Source organism: Prochlorococcus sp. MIT 0701 (assembly GCF_000760295.1).
In the GTDB taxonomy this organism is placed as follows: domain Bacteria; phylum Cyanobacteriota; class Cyanobacteriia; order PCC-6307; family Cyanobiaceae; genus Prochlorococcus.
Genome location: NZ_JNBA01000027.1, coordinates 171,001 through 188,830, shown reverse-complemented (window position 1 = coordinate 188,830; position 17,830 = coordinate 171,001). Strand labels below are relative to the sequence as shown.

The window sequence follows — 17,830 nt, the reverse complement described above, 5'->3', positions numbered from 1 at the left end:
GATATAGACGTCAGTCAGTGAAGTCTTGGAACAGCGGCGTTTGGGTACTTGATTGCACCTGCGCAGGTTGTAGCAGGCAGGTAAGAACCTGGCGCTGCGCTTCAGGCATCTGACCAGGGCTGTAAGCCGCGGGGATGCCGATATTTAACACTTCAATCAGCTCATCCCAGATGTAAGGACTGCCGTAGACAACTAGGCCTGCGAGGCGTTTTTGCTGTTGGAGTTGTTTGACGGTTGCCACCCATGGCTCGTGGCGATCCTGGTCGCCACGGAAGGGGTTCCCGCGTAAGAAAAGTTGCAGCATTACTGGGCCGATGCCCAATCGTTCTAGAGCTAAAGGCTGATCTGGGTCGTCTTGCCAGGGAGAGATCCCTAGGGGGTGGCAGAGCAAACTTTGAAACCCAGCTTCAGAGGGCAGCACGAGTGCTGGGGCCGTGGCTGCGAGTACCGAGCAGGGCAAGACTCCATCTACCCGCAGGAGATTGATGCCTGAATCAGTTGGGGTGACCGGTCCTGGATGGTGGATTTTTAGCGATGCAGTCACCAGTTCTCTGGCGAGAGCACGGTCTTCATCTCGTTCCAGGGGTTTGTCAATGCTTGTGCTGTCTTTGAGGGCAAGCTTTGAAGTGGAGTTATCAACCTTTTGTAAGGCTTCTCGCCGGCGTTCTTGGGAGGCTTGCAAGCGTTGCATTGGAATTTGGCCCGACTGGAGGGCCTCGCATAGGGCCTCGATAGCTTCATCTGCGTTCTCGGGCATTAAAATTAGGTCAGCGCCGGCGGTAAAGGCCATAACGGCGGCTTCGCCAGCGCTATAGGACTGAGTGATTGCTTGCATGACCAGGGCATCGGTCACGACCAAGCCCTCGAACTTCAGTTGGCGACGTAAAAGGTCTTGGAGAACAGCTGGAGATAGGGTCGCCGGATAGCAGGCGTCGAGGCTTCGCATCAACAGATGGGCCGTCATGATGCTGTCGATGCCGGCTTTCATGACGGCCTGGAAAGGCAAGAGTTCAAGCTCCATAAGCTGGTGGAGGTTGTAATCCAGTACAGGCAACTGCAGATGGGAATCCATTCCCGTATTGCCGTGACCTGGGAAGTGTTTGGCGCATCCCAGCACACCTTCTGCTGCAAGGCCTTGTTGGAATGCACAGGCCAAAGAAGAGACGGTGGCAGTGTCTTCTCCCCATGCCCGCACATTGATGACAGGGTTGGCTGGGTTGTTGTTGACATCGCAGACGGGTGCTAACACCCAATTGAGTCCGCAGCGTCGAGCTTGGTGTCCTGTACAGCGGCCGTAGCGCTCGGCCAGATTGACAGCACGACGTTGGTCTTCTTGATAGAGCCGTCCAAGGGCCATGGGCGGTACGAGCCAAGTGCCGCCTTCAAAGCGTTGACCGACACCCTCTTCCACATCGGCACATAACAGGAGGGGTGCTTTCGCCCATTGTCTAAGTCTCTTGCAGCGATGCCTGATTTCGGTGCTTGTGCCGCCCAGCAAAATCACGCCGCCCACACCTTCACCGAGAAGACGTTTTAGTTCAGCGTTGCTTAGTTCCCATTTTGGGTAACGACGTTGGTCATCGCTGGCATGACCACTTGCTCGCACCACCAGCAACTCAGCGACTTGACGTCGAAGGGGGCTCTGGATCGGCGGGTTCACGTTTTGTTGACAGTTGTTGTCTCGTAAGTCGTTGGTTTGTCACTCCCTGGTTGCACTTCTCCAATGGTTTCTCTCTGTTGTTCCAATTGCTCAAGAAGATTCAGTACCGAAGCTCCTTTCTCGATTCCGCGATCCAAATGAAAGTGCACTTCCGGTGCACGTCGCATCTGCAATCTGCGGCCAAGCTCTCCCCTGAGGAAACCACTGGCGGCTTCTAGCCCCTCTAGCACTTCAGAGCGTTGGATCTCTTCACCATAAATGCTCACAAAAATCTTGCAGTGTTGCAGATCTCCGGAGACTTCCACATTCGTAATACTCACCATGCCCTGATGCACCCGTTCGTCGCGGATGCCATGGATTAGGAGTTCGCTTGTTTCTCTGCGGATTAGGGCAGCGACCCGTTCCACCCGTCGCCCAGGTGCCATATCTATATCGGTGATGTTGGGTACACCATGGCATGCATGATTAAGAAAATGCTGATTAATCCACTTGTTATAGCCCCAATGATGGCTATTGCAGTCACGGGATTACTGCGTCGCTTGGCCAGTGGCTCGATGTAGTTGTTGAGCAAACCAAGACAGAAGGCGATGATGTATCGCGGATAGCGTGACAAGTTGAGAAATAACTCTCTCATCTTCAGTTATTGCAGGGGTTTATTGGGGAAAAGGGTTAGCGCAAAGTTAGGATGAATCTACTTCTGAAGTCACAGATCACCTGAGAGTGAAGCTTGCGGTTAGCGTGCATCTGCAGTGTGACCAGCTATACAACGTTAGTTTAGTGAGGCAGAAGCCACTGCGGCAGTTCCTTTTAGATAGCGCAGAGCAGCGCCTTAGGGCTTGCTGTTGTCTCTTTTGCTTAGAGCGGCGAGCGGGGGGTCAGATCTCAGCTCAGTTCCTGCGGCCATTCTGGCGATAGCCGCATTCAGCGTTGCTCAAGAAAAGGCAATTGGCGAAGCCTTTAAAGGGGAAGAAATCTGGAACACTTCTCTTCGGTGCGTCGCAAATTTCTGTTGATTTATTGCTCAGCATGCACCATTTGCGGTTGCTAAATTGAATTATTTACCTAGAAGAAACTGTATGATTAGTGTCTTGAAATACAGTCATTTGGCTAACTTTCAAAGCCGATTGTATTGACCTGACTTGATTGAATCTGTATACAACAGCTCTTTTCATTTTCCACTCTCAGCCGAAAGTGAAATGCGATTATTGCTCTCTTTGCCTTAGCGGGCTTTTGAAGCTGTTAGCTACTCTGCCGTTCTTTTGGCAGAGTAAACGATGATGGAACTGCATCAATTCCGCCATTCCGCCTTCTGTCTCAAGGTGCGGATGGTCTTGCAGGCCAAGGGTTTGACTTACCAGGTGGTGGAAGTTACCCCCGGGTTAGGACAGCTCAACGTGTTTCGCTTGTCAGGTCAGCGTCAGGTCCCGGTACTTGTCGATGGCGATGTTGTTTTGGCAGATTCCAGCACCATTGCTCGACATCTCGAGGCTAAGCAGCCGGAACCACCCCTCATTCCGGTTGATCCACAGCAGGCCGCGCAGGTGTACTTGATTGAAGATTGGGCTGATACGACATTGGCGCGGGCAGGCCGGTCAGCTTTGTTGCAGGCTGCAGCCTTGGACTCTGAGTTGCGTTTAGCTCTTCTTCCAGAAGATCTGCCAACTCCCTTGCGTCAGGTCATGGGAGATCTCCCGGGGGGTTTGTTGAACGGTGCCTCTGAGATCATTGGCCAGGCAGAGAGGGTTGAGTTATTAACGAGCCTCGAACAATTGGCTGATTTGATGCAGAAAAGGTCCTGGCTAGTAGGAGATGCGATGAGCCTGGCTGATTTAGCTGTAGCCGCTCAGATTTCTTTAATGCGTTTTCCAGCCTCGGCTGGGGCAGCACTTGCCGGTAAAGGTGTGTTCGGCCTGAGTGATCACCCGCGGCTGCAGCCCTTATTCCACTGGAGGGATCAGCTTGAGTTGTCATTGCTTGAGACGGATGACTCAGCCCTATGAGCCTTGCTTGAACACCGATCCAGAAATGGCTTTCTAATGTCTGATCCCTTGATTCGTGATTCTGATCACTACGTCGTGTTGGAGCCTGGCCAGCCTGAGCGGCTTCTGAGCGCTGCTGACACACTTGTTTGGTTACAGATTTGGCTACAGAGTTTGGATGTCTTGCCAGAGGATTTGCAGAGTCAGAACTCACTCGTTTCAGCGGCCCAGCGGTTGCTTGATACCGCTTGTGAGCTGGAGGTGGGCCAAGGTCTATGCCTGCAGTGGTTTGCGGTACGCCTGGAACCTCCTGGATCTGTTCAAAGTTGAGTTCATTTGGATAGGTTTAGTGCGCTTTGACAAGACTGTTGCTGAACCCAGATGCAATCGTGCAGGCATTACGTATAGAGAAGACAAACTCAATCCAAGCTCCCTTTGACATCATGAGCCTTTCAATCATCACTTAGGATTGTTGCATTTAGCGATTTTTTCAAGGGGCATTACGATGTGAACCTAGAGTTGAATGCATATCAGCAAATTGATCATTTCTCGATCTGCGGACTGAAGTGAAGTAAGTTTTCTATAAATGAAAATCTGTATCGAGAGTATATAGAATAGCTAGAGACTATGTTGAGTCATTCGAGATAGATGCATCACATCAATCGCAAGTCTGAAATGGCATTACCCTAAAATATTTTGTGTATCACGAATGAAGAGCAGAAGTGATTTGGCTATGGAGTATTCCAAACAAATTTGCTGCTTGCCACATAGTTCCAAGTAAAGGCAAAGATGATCCCAAGCAGTTGTGCGATCAGCTCGTTGGAAGAGATGTGCTCGTAATAAGCAGATGCCAAGCCAATATTTGCCACGAATGGTAAAGAGGAAACAAGTAAAAACTTTGTAAGGCCCTTTATTAATTTTAAGCCATTAAGACGTGCAAACCTAAAAGTCAAAATATTGTTGATTAAGTAATTGGATGTTGCTGCTAATATGACAGCAATAGGTAGAGAGGATTGGAAGGAATGGGCAAGTATATTGGTAAGAATGAAAACACTAAATAGCTGTACAAAAACACCACTTAGGCCAACGAGCGCAAAGCTTATTGCGCGACGAGGAATAAGCTTTAAGCTGATTGAATGTAGAAATGATAATAAGAAATCCCATGCGACTGCGATATCCAGTTTAGAGCTTCCATGAAGCCTCTTCTCGAAGATCAGGGGTACCTCGCCAACTAATAATGCTCCATTACTTTTGGCTAGTAATTCATATAAGAACTTAAAGCCATTGACATCAACAGAGCGAATGATTGGCATGGCCTGCTTCAAGTCGACTGCAAAAAATCCACTCATGTAATCAGTTAGATGGCGATATCTTTTTGAGAGACTTTTTTTGGCAAGAAAGTTTGCAAAAGTAGAAGCACTTTCCCGATCATTGGTGAGACCATTGATTACAGACCCTTGCAGAAACCTGCTGCCAACAACAAGATCTAAGCCATTGCTTCGTAGATGACTTATTGCTTGTTTGATGACTGACGTAGGATGTTGACCATCGCAATCCATGACAAGAGCATATTCATGGCAAGCATTTAAGAGCCCTTCTTTGATAGCGCTGGAAAGGCCACTTCTGCCTACACGCCTAACTAATCGGATAAATGAATATTGTCGAGCCAATTCCAATACCACCTCAGAGGTACCATCTGGCGAATCATCATCTACAACGATAATCTCTAGCTTATATTGCAAGGATAGATCAATGATTGATTCGATGATGGAGCAAATATTATCCCTTTCATTGAAAGCAGGTAATATTATTGATAAGCTGGCAGTCTCTGCCATCTCGAAGCATTGGTTAATCACTTGCTATATTAACATCCTTAGACGTTTGTTAGGGTTTTGCCTTGTCGAGCACAGAATCAATATTTTCTTTTGTGCTTCTGTGCAGCAGCTCCGAGTTATCCCTGATGCTTCATTTGGATAGTTGGGGTTGTCTAGTTGATCGCTAATGCTTGAACTTGCCTCGGCCAGGATAAATTCCATTGCTCAATTGTTCCCCAGCTGTTCACGAAACTAGTCGATTGTTCTTGTTAGGCCATCTTCAAGTTGAATCAATGGCTCCCAGTCCAGGTTTTTTGGGCTAAGTCGATTAATGTTTGGCGTTGTATTGGATCATCTTGAGGTAATGGTTTTGAAATGAGCTGCAGGTTTGGTTGGATGCGATTGCGAATTAATTCTGCCAGGCCCCTGATCGTGAATTCACGGGGATTGCCGATGTTGATGGGTCCGGGGTTTTCACTTCTCATTAGCAGAATCATGCCTCCAATGAGATCATCCACGTAACAGAACGAACGTGTTTGGCTGCCATCTCTGTAGATGGTTAGTGGTTCGCCACGAAGTGCTTGCATGATGAAGTTGCTCACCAGCCTGCCGTCATCGGGCAACATGCGAGGGCCATAGGTGTTGAAGATGCGCATCACTCTGATTTCAGTGCCGTGCATTCGCTGATAGTCGAAGCAGAGTGTTTCGGCGATGCGTTTACCCTCGTCTTAACAGCTGCGAATCCCAATCGTGTTGACGCAACCTTGGTCACTTTTGGTTTGGGGGTGAATTTCTGGGTCTCCGTAGACTTCACTGGTGCTGGCAAGTAGTAGGCGTGCGCCTACCCTGCGAGGGAGGCCCAGCATATTGTAAGTGCCAAGAAAACTGGTTTTGGCTGTTTTAAGGTGAAGTTAGACAAGCCTGACTGGATGGTTATAGAAAACCATTGATTATCTCTTGCCGTTTGACTGTTTAATTGATTAAATTGTCAGCGTATTTATAATCAATCAAATGCACATGAATTGTTCTTCCGACATTTGTTTTGTCTCTTGATTGGAACAAAGTCTGAAAATTTTTCCTCCATTTAGATCCTGCATCATCACTCTGAAGCGCTAAGTTTTCAAGAGAGCCCCAGCGACATTCGTCTGTTTCAAGCTTTTTGCTTGAGATGCAGAGGTAGCTGAATGAATTATTTGCTTGTATGGAATGCTCTAACTTCTCATGCATTTGTTTTGATATAGGGTCAAATTCTGATCGACCTACAATTATTGGAACATTTTCTCCCTTATATAGTGAATATGCTTTGAATGGCCACATATACCAATAGTTGCCTGTAATCAATGATGTATCATGTGAACTATTGTTGATATAATCGTATGCCGGCACTATATTCGAGAATTGTTTATAGGATGTGATTTGAGGAATAGGTCTAAAGGAGTAAAGTGTTATTGCAAGCGATAATCCTATAATAGCGAACAAAGGCTCAAAAGAATATTGGCTAAAAAAATCTGATGCTATGGATATCAATACACCCATGATTGCAATAATACCTGCAATTATTGCGAAATATATTGGAAAAAAGTAGCGCAAACCATATCCATTGATTGCTACATGCTCGGATAAAAAGGCTGGGACTATGGCCATCATATTAAAAATTATTGCTGCGTAGTATATGCAACTCAAATAATTGAATGCAAGAACATTTTTTTTGCTTAGCTCGTTTCTAGTATTCATGTTTCTTTTAGGCATCATTAAGCTTCCAATAGGAACTAGAATGCATGCCAAGATTGCTATTAGTGATGCATAGAGATTAAGCAAGTTTCCGGCAAAGGATGCTATAAATCTTTTAGATGAAGCTGGAATTGCATCGATAGCGTTTGACAAGGATAGATTTAATGAGGTACTAGATATAGAGTAATGTTCAATATATAAATACCTTACTATTGCGAATATAACAATTGATATTATTATTATTATCATCCATTGCAGTTCTACACGTCGCAAAATATGGCTATTACCTTTTGAAGTGGGATCAAAAATTCGACAAGCTATTGGAAAACTTAATGCATAGGTCAAGCTAAGTGGATTTAATAGAAAACTAATTATGACAACTAATATAGATATTATGAATATAAAAATTCTGTTCTTGTTGTACCGTGTTCGCAATAAAGTAAAAAAAGCTAATGATAAAAAAAGCATTGACGAGGCGTAGGGTTGAGCTGCTTTGGCAAATAGAAATAGCTGAGTATCTGGAATTATAATCTTAACCGCTAATAAAGAAGTGAAAAATAGACTAGCTTTCTTTAAGGCTTTTTCGCTATATAAGCAGCAAGTAAAAAGTAATATTCCCGAAAAGTAGATTGCATTTATAAATGTCCCCAGAAATAGATTCAGTTCAATATTATGGAATGGAATAAGTAGAAATGTTGTTAGCGAAAATAGCCGGTCTTGCCCCCAGAAAAATAGGGTTGGATTGTTGATGGAGGCTATAAATTGAACAATCATATCTCCATTCATGCTGCCTGGAAATAAAGTGCATACCAAGTAGTAAGCACCAGTTAGGAGTAAAATTAAGTTTACTAAAAAGTTGACCACATATTTACTCGAAAAATAATTAGTTCCGGTCATTGAAGTTTTGATTTTGTTCTTCAGGGGGGGGCAGAGTTTCCTGATGCTTTTCAAGACTGTACAAAGAAAGAGCCGGTTTGATTCAGATCAATAGAGTAAACGTTATTCTTCTAGATACTATGGTAATTGTAGTTTATTGAAGCCATTAAAGTATTGCATTGCCAATGAATTGGTTCCATGCATAAATGCTATCAAGCATTAAGAATTCATTAATTGCAAAATTTTCGTTTAATAGCATCAGCTGCCTTGCGATTTGCTGCAATCAATGAGGTCCCATCTTTTTTGGTTGGCTCAATAGCAGTCCCTTCATACCACTCATTAAATGAAGTGATTAATATATGATCATCTTTTGATAAGCTAGCATAAATTCGCTCCCAGTCTTTTAATAAGAATTTTTCAGAAGATGGTGCTGCTGGTCGTTCATTGCCTCTTAGGGGTCTGTCGTCATAACCAGGCTGAATCGAATAGTGGTATTTAAGCCCTACATCATGAGATCGCTTTTCCCATTTTTTTTGATTGACAGATTTTGCCTTTAGAAAGATTTTATCAAATGCAAGATCCCCTTGTATTTCATAAACATTAATATCGTGGCTATACATATTATAGCCAAATACTGCTGAGAAATTATTCGCTAACCATGCCCACTGATGTTCAGAAGATTGATTGCTTCTTGCCAAAGGCTTGTCACTGGAATTCCAGAATGATACGTCAGCAGTAAAATCTAAACATTGATTTCTGTTAGCTAATGCTTTTTTGAGCTTATTGAAGTATTTATCTTGATTGAGCATATTGCGCGCTAAATATATTGCGACTCTAGGGCAATTATTGATACGAAGGAAGTGTTCTGAATTGTGAGCCTGGTTTGAAAAGGCAAGCATATCTTTGATAAACTGATCACCTGCATTCACGCGTGGCCAGTATTTTTGATCAAAATCTATGTTGTCGGGTGATTGATTGAGCGCTAAGGGTGTTTCATAAAGGGGCATAATTTTATAATTCACTTTGCTTGTTTGCCTAATGAAGTTATCAGTAATTTTGCTTTCTGGCCCATGCTCTTTTTTATTTGTTCCTAGCCAGGAATAAATAAAATAATCTATTCCTGCATCTTGTGCCCAATCAATATGTTTGTTGATAACTTTTTGATCGCTGTTATTGTAAGGCCCTAGAAGTGGCTTTCCCATAACATCTTGGCCCCACTTCCATCTCTCAATCGTGTACCAAGGATAATAGTAGCTTCCGATTAGTGGCCGATTGTTACAGTTGACACCTTGCATATTTTGATAAATGATAAAAGCACAAGCGCCTGCTCCTATTCCAAAAAATGTTAAAAAGATGCCTCGAATCGTGATTTTATCGAAGAGTCTAATAATCAATGCAGAAGAGAATTCATTTCTCTTGACCATTCTGTCGCCACCTGTCGGAATTTTGCCTTCTATTATATAGTATTAGTGGCAGCTTTGTTTGTTCTGCTCCGATAATCTATGCGTTTTAAATTTAATATTAGAATATGGATTTCTCAGTCTTTGCCATTGTCGAAAACATTTCTTTGAGATTGCAATCTTATGGTATTAGGGTTGTACTGATTTAGAGGCATGGAATTTACTTTTGTCGATATACTTTGGAATCAATGATTATCTGTTGCCGGAAATGGTATGGACTTGGCCTTCAAAACTTCCGGTTTTAATATCTATTTCCCATACATATTTGTCATTTGCTGCCCGATTCGTGTCTGTTATGAATAGTATGCCGTCTTCTATTCTTGCATCTGTTATTTGATATTTTCCCCTTCTCGAGGGGATTGAATTGCCATCTCTGATGAGTCTTACCCACGCCGCTCTTGAATTGTTCTTGTTGCCTTGCACTAATATGTATAGGATGTTGTGGTATTCTCCAATTTTGACATTTTGCTTCTCTAAAATAGTTAAAGGAGTTTTCTTCTCTGGTCCTTTGTAGTGTTGAATTGAGGCTGCATTCTTTTTGTCTATGCTTATAATGCATCTTTTGGGGTACAGACTCATTTCTTTTGAAGAATGACTCGTTCCAGCCAATTCTTCCGACAACCAGCTAAATGCATTTTGTCCAGACGAATTAGTAAAAGGCCAATCATCGCTTGGAAATTGACCACTGTATCCATTCGCTGTAGGTATATTTGTTCTTGATTGTGCATGCATTGCTAAAACATGCGCTCTGAATGGTGGTTGATTCCTCCATTGATACCAAAAAACATCGCAATCAGTATCTTTAAGTTCGTTGCTTAGAAGAGTTACTTCGTTTTCCCACTCCTTATAAGGAAATTGATATTGTCCTCCTGGAATAGCCCAAATGCTTACAAAACTTGCTGATAATGCCGCAAATTCGCAGACTGCATTCAAAAGTTTTTTTAAATTAAGTTTCCAGTTTTCAGCTGCGATGGCAATGCAAGGAGCACTAAATAAAATGATCATCATCGCCACACGGCTTGATGCTCGGAGAGATCCAGCTCCTGGTAGCAGCTTCATCATGATAATCCAACCAGATTCTCCATCAAATGACAGAGTAAGAAGGATCATTAAGGTGATCGCGATCAACCAATTTTGAATACCTGTATTATTTCGCTTTTTGAATTGGGTTAAGACTGCAGCCATCAGCAATATGAGTAGACCCCAGCCAGGGAATATGTCTTGTTCATGACCGGAAATCCAGCTTGGATTAACTGTTTGGTAGGTCCATGCAGGTGGTACGAGAAGCCAATCATTTCCGAGTAGCCATCCAGCTGGTTTGGGTAAATTATTGATAATGATGTCGATCGGTCGGCTGCCAAAGGTCTTTAATGTTTGAAGATATGGCAAGTAAATGTACAGATTGATTAAACCTGCGATGACCAAGCATCCAGTATTTAGAATTAAGTTGTTTCCAATCCTTAATCGCATTGAACGATTTACTATTCTCTTGAAAATGTGAATTGCAGAGCATATCATTACGCCATAGCATGCGTATACGAAGGTGTAGATGTTGAAAAAGCCATTGATCAAAAGAAGGCATGAGAGATATGCCCAATTGCTCAATGTAAAACTTTCTGTTTTCTCTGTCATTAACCTGTGGCATTCATAAAGTATTGGCCCAATAATGAAGAGACTTAGTAGCTGTGGATGGCCTAGCTGAATTGCGATTGCAGGGCTGAATGTTGTTACCAGTGTGGAGATACTGACCCAAATATCTTTAGTCTTGGGGCTGATCTTTGTTAGTGATTTTCGTATTGAGATATAATTGAGAATAAGAGTTGTGCTAACCCAGCAAACATAAGCATTGATTGGGTTGAAGATCGGCCTAAATATTCCGTATATTATGCTTTGGCCTAGAAGGTGGTCGCTCCAGGTCAAGGTATTGTTGACGGGCCAAAAAAATGAAGGAGACCAGAATTGGCCTGGATTGAAGATATTGGAGCTTGTAAGGTGTTGAAATGCGTGCTCAAGAAAGTAGGCATTTAGTAATGTATCTCCAGGATCTGTTTGCAGTGTCTCAAGACCACTTGAATATGTTGGCCATAGCAACATGCTTGTTGCTATGAAAGGCACAATGAGCCAATGTAAGAGGGATTTCGTGGCACCAATTCTTTGGTTCATAGCTGAAATCTTATTGGGATTTTTCTAATTCAAATTTGAACCATTCAATGGTTGGATCTAATCCATTCTCAAGAGCCATTTGTGGTTCCCATCCTAATACGCTATTGGCAAGATCGATCACCGGCTTCCTTTGCATCGGATCATCTTGTGGAAGAGGTTTTTCTATGAATTGTAAATTAGGATTAATTTTTTCCCTTACCAGCTCTGCGAGCTGTCTTATCGTAAATTCGGTGGGATTGCCAACATTAATAGGCCCTGTCTGGTTGCAATTCATGAGTTTCATCATGCCATTAATTAGATCATCGACATAGCAAAATGATCTTGTTTGTTCTCCATTTCCATACAGTGTTAGGGATTCTCCTCTTAAGGCCTGAACGATAAAGTTGCTGACAACTCTTCCGTCATCAGGCAGCATTCTTGGGCCATAGGTATTGAATATTCGCAAGACTCGAATCTCGGTTTCATGCATCCGTTTGTAGTCAAAGCATAGAGTTTCTGCAATTCTTTTCCCTTCGTCGTAGCAGCTTCTGATTCCGATTGTATTGACGCATCCTCTATAGCTTTCGGGTTGTGGGTGAATTTCTGGATCTCCGTACACTTCGCTTGTGCTAGCTAATAGGAGTCTGGCTCCAACCCTCCTTGCTAGCCCCAGCATGTTGTAGGTTCCCAGAAAGCTTGTCTTTGCCGTTTTAATCGGATTGAACTGGTAGTGAACTGGGGATGCCGGACAAGCCAAATGCCAGATTCGATCAACTTCTAAACGAATCGGTTCCGTAACATCGTGTCGGATAAGTTCAAATGATGGATGCCCAATCCACTTTTCAATATTGCTTTTCCTCCCTGTGAAATAGTTGTCTAGGCAGATGACTTCTTCTCCGGCTTCCATTAATCGGTCTGTCAGATGTGACCCAAGGAAGCCAGCTCCGCCTGTAATCAGGTTGCGTTTGATTCTCATAGCGCTTTAGTCTTCCGCCCAGAGATTGTATTTAAGGATGCAGTATATAGCCCTTATGCCGTCTTTCCAGCCAATTTTCTTGCCTTCGTCATATGTTCTCCCGTAATAAGATATCCCGACTTCATAAATTCTGATATTCATCTTTGAGATTTTCGCTGTTACTTCGGGTTCAAAGCCAAATCTGTTTTCTTTTATATTGATTGATTGAATAACTTCACGCCGAAATGCTTTGTAGCACGTCTCCATATCTGAGAGGTTTAGGTCAGTGAAGAAGTTGCTCATTAGCGTGAGCAGCCCGTTTCCGATTCGATGCCAGAAATACACAACCCGATGGGGGCGCCCACCCTGAAATCTACTACCAAAAACCACGTCCGCTTTTCCATCAAGGATAGGCTGTATGACGACTTGAAATTCTTGGGGATCGTATTCCAAGTCCGCATCTTGGACTATGCAAATATCCCCTTTGGCCTCATTGAATCCGGTTCGTAATGCAGCTCCTTTCCCTTGGTTTTGAGCGTGAAAGATGACTCGTACTTCAGGATCGTTTAGGTCACTTAAAATATCTCTTGTGCCATCTTTTGACCCGTCGTCAACAATAATGACCTCTCTATTTTTGACAGGAGATTCTTTGACGGCCTCTATTAGCGAAATAATTGTTTTCGACTCGTTGTAACACGGGATGATAATGCTCAGCATCATTATCGAAACACCCAATTCTTTTGAACCAAGTATGATAGTACTGCAAGGACGGGGACCATTGCGAGGGCAGCGACATTTTTGCTTATGTTTGCTGTTGCTCCTAGCTCAATACCACCCGTGTTAAGTATCCACATCGTTGCCATTAGAAGTGTGTACCGAATCACTTGTCTCTTTTGTCTCAATCCGTGAGCTCTGAAAACGAGCTTTCCGTAAATGGTGTAGCCGAAGATCGTGTTGACGGCCTGGCTGGTTAATGTTGCAACAGCAATATTGACTACATTGCTTGCCAATAAGGCTTGAAGAACTGCATTCGTCAGGATTACATTTGCAGCTCCAGCAATCCCAAATCTTCTTTTTCTTCCTCTCCTTGAATCAGTTTTTGATGCCCCATTAGCACTTCTGTGGAGAAATGTAAGGGGCATTTTTGTTTGCACCTTTATCTAAAGACCAGGGTCAAATACACGGCCCATTGTTTCATGTAAGTAACCCTTTTGCCTTCGCCACTACATTTTCTACTGTGAAGCCAAACTTCTCCAAGCATGTGTCACCCGGTGCAGAAGCGCCAAAGCTGTTCATGGTCACACTGTCGCCATCAAGGCCGATGTACTTGTACCAGCCAAATGATTCGGCGGCTTCCACCACGATGCGCTTGCGTACAGCGTTTGGCAGCACCTCTTGTTTGTATGCGCTGCTCTGTTCTTCGAAAAGCTCTACGCAAGGCATCGAGACCACGCGAAGTTTGTGACCTTCAGCACTGAGTTTCTTGGCGGCTTGCACGCAAAGGTCAAGCTCTGTGCCTGTCCCGATCAGGATCAGATCAGCTGTTCCTTCGCAATCTTCGAGAACATAGCCGCCGAGAGCGACATTCTCGATGGATGAATTGGCTTGGTTGGCCATGCCCTGACGGCTCAGGCAGAGAGAGCTGGGGCGCTTGCGATTCTGGATGGCTACTTTGTAAGCACCGCTGGTCTCATTACCATCTCCGGGACGGAACACCAGCATGTTTGGCATGGCGCGCAGGGAGGGAATGGTTTCGACCGGTTGATGGGTAGGCCCATCTTCACCTACGCCGATTGAGTCATGAGTAAGAACGTAAATCACGCCCAGTTCGCTTAGGGCCGATAGGCGCATCGAACCACGCATGTAGTCAGCAAAAACCAGGAAGGTTCCGCCGTAGGGGATTAGGCCACTGTTGTGATACGCAATGCCATTGAGGATTGCGGCCATGGCGTGCTCGCGCACGCCGAAATGCAGATAACGCTTTTCAGGTGTTTCAGGTTGGAAGGAGCCGGTTTCACCTTTGATATCGGTGTAATTGGAGTGGGTGAGGTCGGCAGAACCGCCGATGAGTTCAGGCAGATTCGGGCCGAGTGCGCCTAAACAGATCTGGGAGTGTTTGCGGGTTGCTAGTCCCTTGTCATCAGGTGTGTAACTCGGCAGATCTTTATCCCAGCCCTGAGGCAGCTCACCGCGCAACATCCGCTCGAATTCAGCTGCTTCATTTGGGTATTGACTTCTGTAGTTAGCGAGTGCTTGATTCCAGTCAGATTCAAGGCGAGCGCCGCGTTCGATGGCCTTGCGGTACTGGTCGTAGGCCTCTTGAGGTATTTCGAACGGGCCATAGTTCCAGCTCAGTTGTTGGCGAGTGAGCTTGGTTTCTTCTTCGCCAAGGGGGGCCCCGTGCACGCCGGCAGTATCGCTTTTGTTAGGGGAGCCGTAACCAATGGTGGTGGTCACCTTGATAAGCGAAGGCTTGTTGGTGATCGCTTTTGCTGTTTCGATCGCCTTGGCGATGGCATTCACGTCGGTGTCGCCATTGGCGACATGTTGTACATGCCAGCCATAGGCTTCGTAGCGTTTGAGAACGTCTTCGGTGAAGGAAACGTCCGTGCGGCCGTCGATCGTGATGTGGTTGTCGTCGTAGAGGGCGATCAGTTTTCCTAGCTTGAGGTGGCCGGCAAGGGAGCAGGCTTCCGAGGCAATACCTTCTTGATTGCAGCCATCGCCCATCACCACGTAGGTGTAGTGATCAACGATCTTTGCTTCGGGTTTATTGAATTTGGCCGCAAGGTGAGCTTCAGCGATCGCCAGGCCAACGGCATTAGAGATCCCAGCACCAAGGGGGCCTGCAGTGACTTCGACTCCGGGGGTTTCAAATGTTTCGGGATGTCCAGGAGTGCGGGAGCCCCATTGGCGGAACTGCTTGATGTCCTCGATGGTCACTGAGTCATAACCGGTGAGATGCAACAGCGCGTAGACCAACATGCAGCCGTGACCGGCTGAAAGTACAAAGCGGTCGCGGTTGAACCACTGAGGATTCTTGGGGTTGTGATGCAGAAATTGGTCCCAGAGGGTGTAGCCCATTGGGGCACAGCCCATGGGAAGACCAGGGTGGCCGCTGTTGGCCTTGTTGACCGCATCGACGGCCAGCATGCGAATGCTGTTGATGCAGAGCGTGTCTAGGGAAGCAGTCGCAGCGACCATGGTGTTGAGATGGGATAGCAGGGAGTCTGAATGATGGAGGCGGCAGAGCCGCCTAGGCCATTTGGCGGAAGGCGAGGCAGACGTTGTGGCCGCCGAAGCCGAAGGAATTGGAGAGCACCACGCCTAATCTGTGATCTCTGGCCATGTTGGGGACATAGTCCAGATCACACTCTGGATCTGGGTTGATGTAATTAATGGTGGGAGGCACCATGCCGTGCTGCAGTGCAAGCACACACGCCACAGCTTCAATGCCGCCAGATCCACCAAGAAGGTGACCCGTCATGGATTTTGTGGAGCTCACAGGAATCTGATAAGCCCTCTCCCCGAGCGCATTTTTGATGGCTGCTGTTTCGTTGCTGTCATTGGCGGGAGTACTGGTGCCATGGGCATTGATGTAATCCACGCTGGTGGGATCCAGCTGTCCTTCTTGTAGGGCCAGGCGGATTGCTTCAGCACCACCAACGCCGCCAGGGGTTGGTGAAGTGATGTGGTGGGCATCGCAGGTCATGCCATAGCCCACAATCTCAGCATGGATCGTGGCATCTCGATTTTTGGCGTGCTCAAGGGACTCAAGTACCAGGACGCCAGATCCTTCCCCGATGACGAATCCATCTCGTTCTGCATCGAACGGACGGCTAGCCGTGGCGGGGTCATCATTGCGGAAGGAGAGGGCCTTGGCACTGGCGAAGCCAGCCACACCTAGTGGCGTGATGCCTGCTTCTGCACCACCACACACCATTACATCAGCTTTGCCGAGTTGCAGCAGCCGGAAAGCATCGCCGATGGCATTGGATCCAGCTGCGCAGGCTGTGGCTACTGCTGAGCTGGGGCCTTTGGCCCCCAATGCAATGGCGGCAAGCCCAGTCGCCATGTTGGGGATCATCATCGGTACTGTGAATGGGCTGACCCGACCGGGACCTTTCTCATTCAAAACGTGGGCTTGGGTCTCCATGGTGAGCAGACCACCGACACCTGAACCAATAATCACCCCAATGCGGGAGGCATTCTCCTCTTCGATGCTGAGCCCGGCATCAGCAATTGCCTGCTTGGCTGCCACTACGCCGAATTTGCAGAATCGATCCCATCTTTTTGATTCCTTGGGCTCGAGGAAACCGGTTGGGTCAAAGTCCTTGACCTCTGCGGCAAAGCGACATGCATGGGCTGACGCGTCAAACAGGCTGATGGCCGCTACACCATTGTTGGCTGTCTTCAACCCTTCTAAATAGTCCGCGACCGTGTTGCCAATCGGTGTGACCGCGCCGAGACCGGTGACCACAACCCGATGGAGATCCTCCATCATGCCGATCCTCAGGCTTGCTTGTCTTCGATGTACTTGACGGCGTCACCGACGGTCGTGATGCCCTCAGCCGCCTCGTCGGGGATCTCGATGTCGAAGGCCTCTTCGAGGGCCATCACGAGTTCCACGGTGTCGAGGGAGTCGGCACCAAGGTCGTTCTGAAAACTGGATTCTGGCTTCACTTCGCCGGCCTCAACACTCAGTTGCTCCGTAACGATTGAACGGACTTTCTCAAGGATCGCTTCCTGGGACATAGCCGTGAAGACGGGACGACGCATCCTACGAGCTGGCGGTAGTGGGGTTAACAACGGTGACGGCAGCACATCGAACTTGTCTCACTAGGAGTCTTGCCAGTTACCGTTACATCAAGCCTTTTGTTCCGGACCAGGCTCATGTCTCACGCTGTCAAGATTTACGACACATGCATTGGTTGCACTCAGTGCGTTCGTGCATGCCCTCTCGATGTTCTCGAGATGGTTCCCTGGGATGGCCATAAATCCGGCCAGATCGCGGCATCTCCTCGCACTGAAGATTGTGTGGGATGCAAGCGATGCGAAACCGCCTGCCCAACTGATTTCCTCAGCATTAGGGTTTATTTAGGCGACGAGACCACGCGCAGTATGGGCCTGGCTTACTGATCTGAGTTCAACGTCTCAGTCTTAGCGTTGGCTCTTTTTTGCGCCTCTACCCCATAAGCTCAGCCCGGCAGCTG

General features: G+C 46.2%; 16 protein-coding genes and 1 pseudogene. 3 read left to right on the top strand and 14 right to left on the bottom strand.

Features of this window, described 5'->3' with window-relative positions:
• Nucleotides 1-10: 10 nt before the first annotated feature.
• Genes EV12_RS07170 through EV12_RS07160 form a run of 3 tightly spaced genes read right to left on the bottom strand, consistent with a single transcriptional unit; the run spans nucleotide 11 to nucleotide 2,294 of the window.
• Nucleotides 11-1,660 (bottom strand): glycoside hydrolase family 3 N-terminal domain-containing protein, encoded by a 1,650-nt coding sequence (locus EV12_RS07170; RefSeq protein WP_036913822.1) that lies wholly within the window; start codon nucleotides 1,658-1,660, stop codon nucleotides 11-13.
• Nucleotides 1,657-2,085, bottom strand: a complete 429-nt coding sequence (rbfA, locus tag EV12_RS07165) for a 30S ribosome-binding factor RbfA (RefSeq protein WP_036913819.1) — start codon at nucleotides 2,083-2,085, stop codon at nucleotides 1,657-1,659. Before rbfA ends, EV12_RS07170 begins: the two co-directional genes overlap by 4 nt.
• Nucleotides 2,086-2,087: 2 nt before the next feature.
• The gene (locus tag EV12_RS07160; protein ID WP_036913818.1) at nucleotides 2,088-2,294 is read right to left on the bottom strand and encodes a DUF751 family protein; all 207 of its coding nucleotides are present in this window, start codon (nucleotides 2,292-2,294) and stop codon (nucleotides 2,088-2,090) included.
• A 640-nt stretch (nucleotides 2,295-2,934) separates the two neighbouring features.
• Here EV12_RS07160 and EV12_RS07155 point away from each other — a divergent pair.
• Nucleotides 2,935-3,660 (top strand): glutathione S-transferase family protein, encoded by a 726-nt coding sequence (locus EV12_RS07155; RefSeq protein WP_036913816.1) that lies wholly within the window; start codon nucleotides 2,935-2,937, stop codon nucleotides 3,658-3,660.
• A 36-nt stretch (nucleotides 3,661-3,696) separates the two neighbouring features.
• Nucleotides 3,697-3,969 (top strand): chlororespiratory reduction protein 7, encoded by a 273-nt coding sequence (locus tag EV12_RS07150; RefSeq protein ID WP_036913814.1) that lies wholly within the window; start codon nucleotides 3,697-3,699, stop codon nucleotides 3,967-3,969.
• Nucleotides 3,970-4,370: 401 nt separating this feature from the next.
• Here EV12_RS07150 and EV12_RS07145 read toward each other — a convergent pair whose 3' ends face one another.
• The 11 genes and pseudogenes from EV12_RS07145 to acpP form a co-directional block, all read right to left on the bottom strand.
• Nucleotides 4,371-5,474, bottom strand: coding sequence for a glycosyltransferase family 2 protein (locus tag EV12_RS07145; RefSeq protein WP_036913812.1), 1,104 nt, complete (start codon nucleotides 5,472-5,474; stop codon nucleotides 4,371-4,373).
• A gap of 231 nt (nucleotides 5,475-5,705) precedes the next feature.
• A pseudogene (locus EV12_RS07140) lies at nucleotides 5,706-6,358 on the bottom strand (NAD-dependent epimerase/dehydratase family protein); the annotation flags it as partial.
• Between the two features lie 67 nt (nucleotides 6,359-6,425).
• Nucleotides 6,426-7,337, bottom strand: a complete 912-nt coding sequence (locus tag EV12_RS14450) for a hypothetical protein (RefSeq protein ID WP_152562320.1) — start codon at nucleotides 7,335-7,337, stop codon at nucleotides 6,426-6,428.
• 953 nt (nucleotides 7,338-8,290) lie between these two features.
• Entirely contained in the window at nucleotides 8,291-9,484 is a 1,194-nt protein-coding gene (locus tag EV12_RS07130; protein WP_036913808.1) for a glycoside hydrolase family 99-like domain-containing protein, read from the bottom strand.
• 228 nt (nucleotides 9,485-9,712) lie between these two features.
• A complete protein-coding gene (locus EV12_RS13675) occupies nucleotides 9,713-10,945 on the bottom strand; it encodes a hypothetical protein (protein WP_152562991.1) in 1,233 nt (410 codons plus the stop codon).
• Nucleotides 10,946-11,693: 748 nt separating this feature from the next.
• Nucleotides 11,694-12,638, bottom strand: coding sequence for a UDP-glucuronic acid decarboxylase family protein (locus EV12_RS07120; protein WP_036913802.1), 945 nt, complete (start codon nucleotides 12,636-12,638; stop codon nucleotides 11,694-11,696).
• A gap of 6 nt (nucleotides 12,639-12,644) precedes the next feature.
• The gene (locus tag EV12_RS07115) at nucleotides 12,645-13,334 is read right to left on the bottom strand and encodes a glycosyltransferase family 2 protein (RefSeq protein WP_241477278.1); all 690 of its coding nucleotides are present in this window, start codon (nucleotides 13,332-13,334) and stop codon (nucleotides 12,645-12,647) included.
• 2 nt (nucleotides 13,335-13,336) lie between these two features.
• Nucleotides 13,337-13,759, bottom strand: coding sequence for a GtrA family protein (locus EV12_RS07110; protein ID WP_052039478.1), 423 nt, complete (start codon nucleotides 13,757-13,759; stop codon nucleotides 13,337-13,339).
• A gap of 52 nt (nucleotides 13,760-13,811) precedes the next feature.
• Nucleotides 13,812-15,821 carry a transketolase gene (tkt, locus tag EV12_RS07105; protein WP_036913798.1) on the bottom strand — a complete coding sequence of 670 codons (2,010 nt, stop codon included), beginning with the start codon at nucleotides 15,819-15,821 and terminating at the stop codon, nucleotides 13,812-13,814.
• 52 nt (nucleotides 15,822-15,873) lie between these two features.
• Nucleotides 15,874-17,121 (bottom strand): beta-ketoacyl-ACP synthase II, encoded by a 1,248-nt coding sequence (fabF, locus tag EV12_RS07100; protein ID WP_036913797.1) that lies wholly within the window; start codon nucleotides 17,119-17,121, stop codon nucleotides 15,874-15,876.
• An 8-nt stretch (nucleotides 17,122-17,129) separates the two neighbouring features.
• Nucleotides 17,130-17,372 (bottom strand): acyl carrier protein, encoded by a 243-nt coding sequence (gene acpP / locus EV12_RS07095; protein ID WP_011131320.1) that lies wholly within the window; start codon nucleotides 17,370-17,372, stop codon nucleotides 17,130-17,132.
• 138 nt (nucleotides 17,373-17,510) lie between these two features.
• Here acpP and psaC point away from each other — a divergent pair, with 138 nt between their 5' ends.
• Nucleotides 17,511-17,756 (top strand): photosystem I iron-sulfur center protein PsaC, encoded by a 246-nt coding sequence (gene psaC, locus EV12_RS13215; protein ID WP_011827179.1) that lies wholly within the window; start codon nucleotides 17,511-17,513, stop codon nucleotides 17,754-17,756.
• Nucleotides 17,757-17,830: the final 74 nt, after the last annotated feature.

Coding starts and splice junctions, on each gene's coding strand:
- EV12_RS07115 (WP_241477278.1), bottom strand. CDS start 13,334: ATGCTGAGCATTATCATCCCGTGTTACAACGAGTCGAAAACAATTATT.
- EV12_RS07155 (WP_036913816.1), top strand. CDS start 2,935: ATGATGGAACTGCATCAATTCCGCCATTCCGCCTTCTGTCTCAAGGTG.
- rbfA (WP_036913819.1), bottom strand. CDS start 2,085: ATGGCACCTGGGCGACGGGTGGAACGGGTCGCTGCCCTAATCCGCAGA.
- tkt (WP_036913798.1), bottom strand. CDS start 15,821: ATGGTCGCTGCGACTGCTTCCCTAGACACGCTCTGCATCAACAGCATT.
- acpP (WP_011131320.1), bottom strand. CDS start 17,372: ATGTCCCAGGAAGCGATCCTTGAGAAAGTCCGTTCAATCGTTACGGAG.
- EV12_RS07150 (WP_036913814.1), top strand. CDS start 3,697: ATGTCTGATCCCTTGATTCGTGATTCTGATCACTACGTCGTGTTGGAG.
- EV12_RS07160 (WP_036913818.1), bottom strand. CDS start 2,294: ATGAGAGAGTTATTTCTCAACTTGTCACGCTATCCGCGATACATCATC.
- EV12_RS07145 (WP_036913812.1), bottom strand. CDS start 5,474: ATGGCAGAGACTGCCAGCTTATCAATAATATTACCTGCTTTCAATGAA.
- EV12_RS07130 (WP_036913808.1), bottom strand. CDS start 9,484: ATGGTCAAGAGAAATGAATTCTCTTCTGCATTGATTATTAGACTCTTC.
- psaC (WP_011827179.1), top strand. CDS start 17,511: ATGTCTCACGCTGTCAAGATTTACGACACATGCATTGGTTGCACTCAG.
- EV12_RS07110 (WP_052039478.1), bottom strand. CDS start 13,759: ATGCCCCTTACATTTCTCCACAGAAGTGCTAATGGGGCATCAAAAACT.
- EV12_RS07120 (WP_036913802.1), bottom strand. CDS start 12,638: ATGAGAATCAAACGCAACCTGATTACAGGCGGAGCTGGCTTCCTTGGG.
- fabF (WP_036913797.1), bottom strand. CDS start 17,121: ATGATGGAGGATCTCCATCGGGTTGTGGTCACCGGTCTCGGCGCGGTC.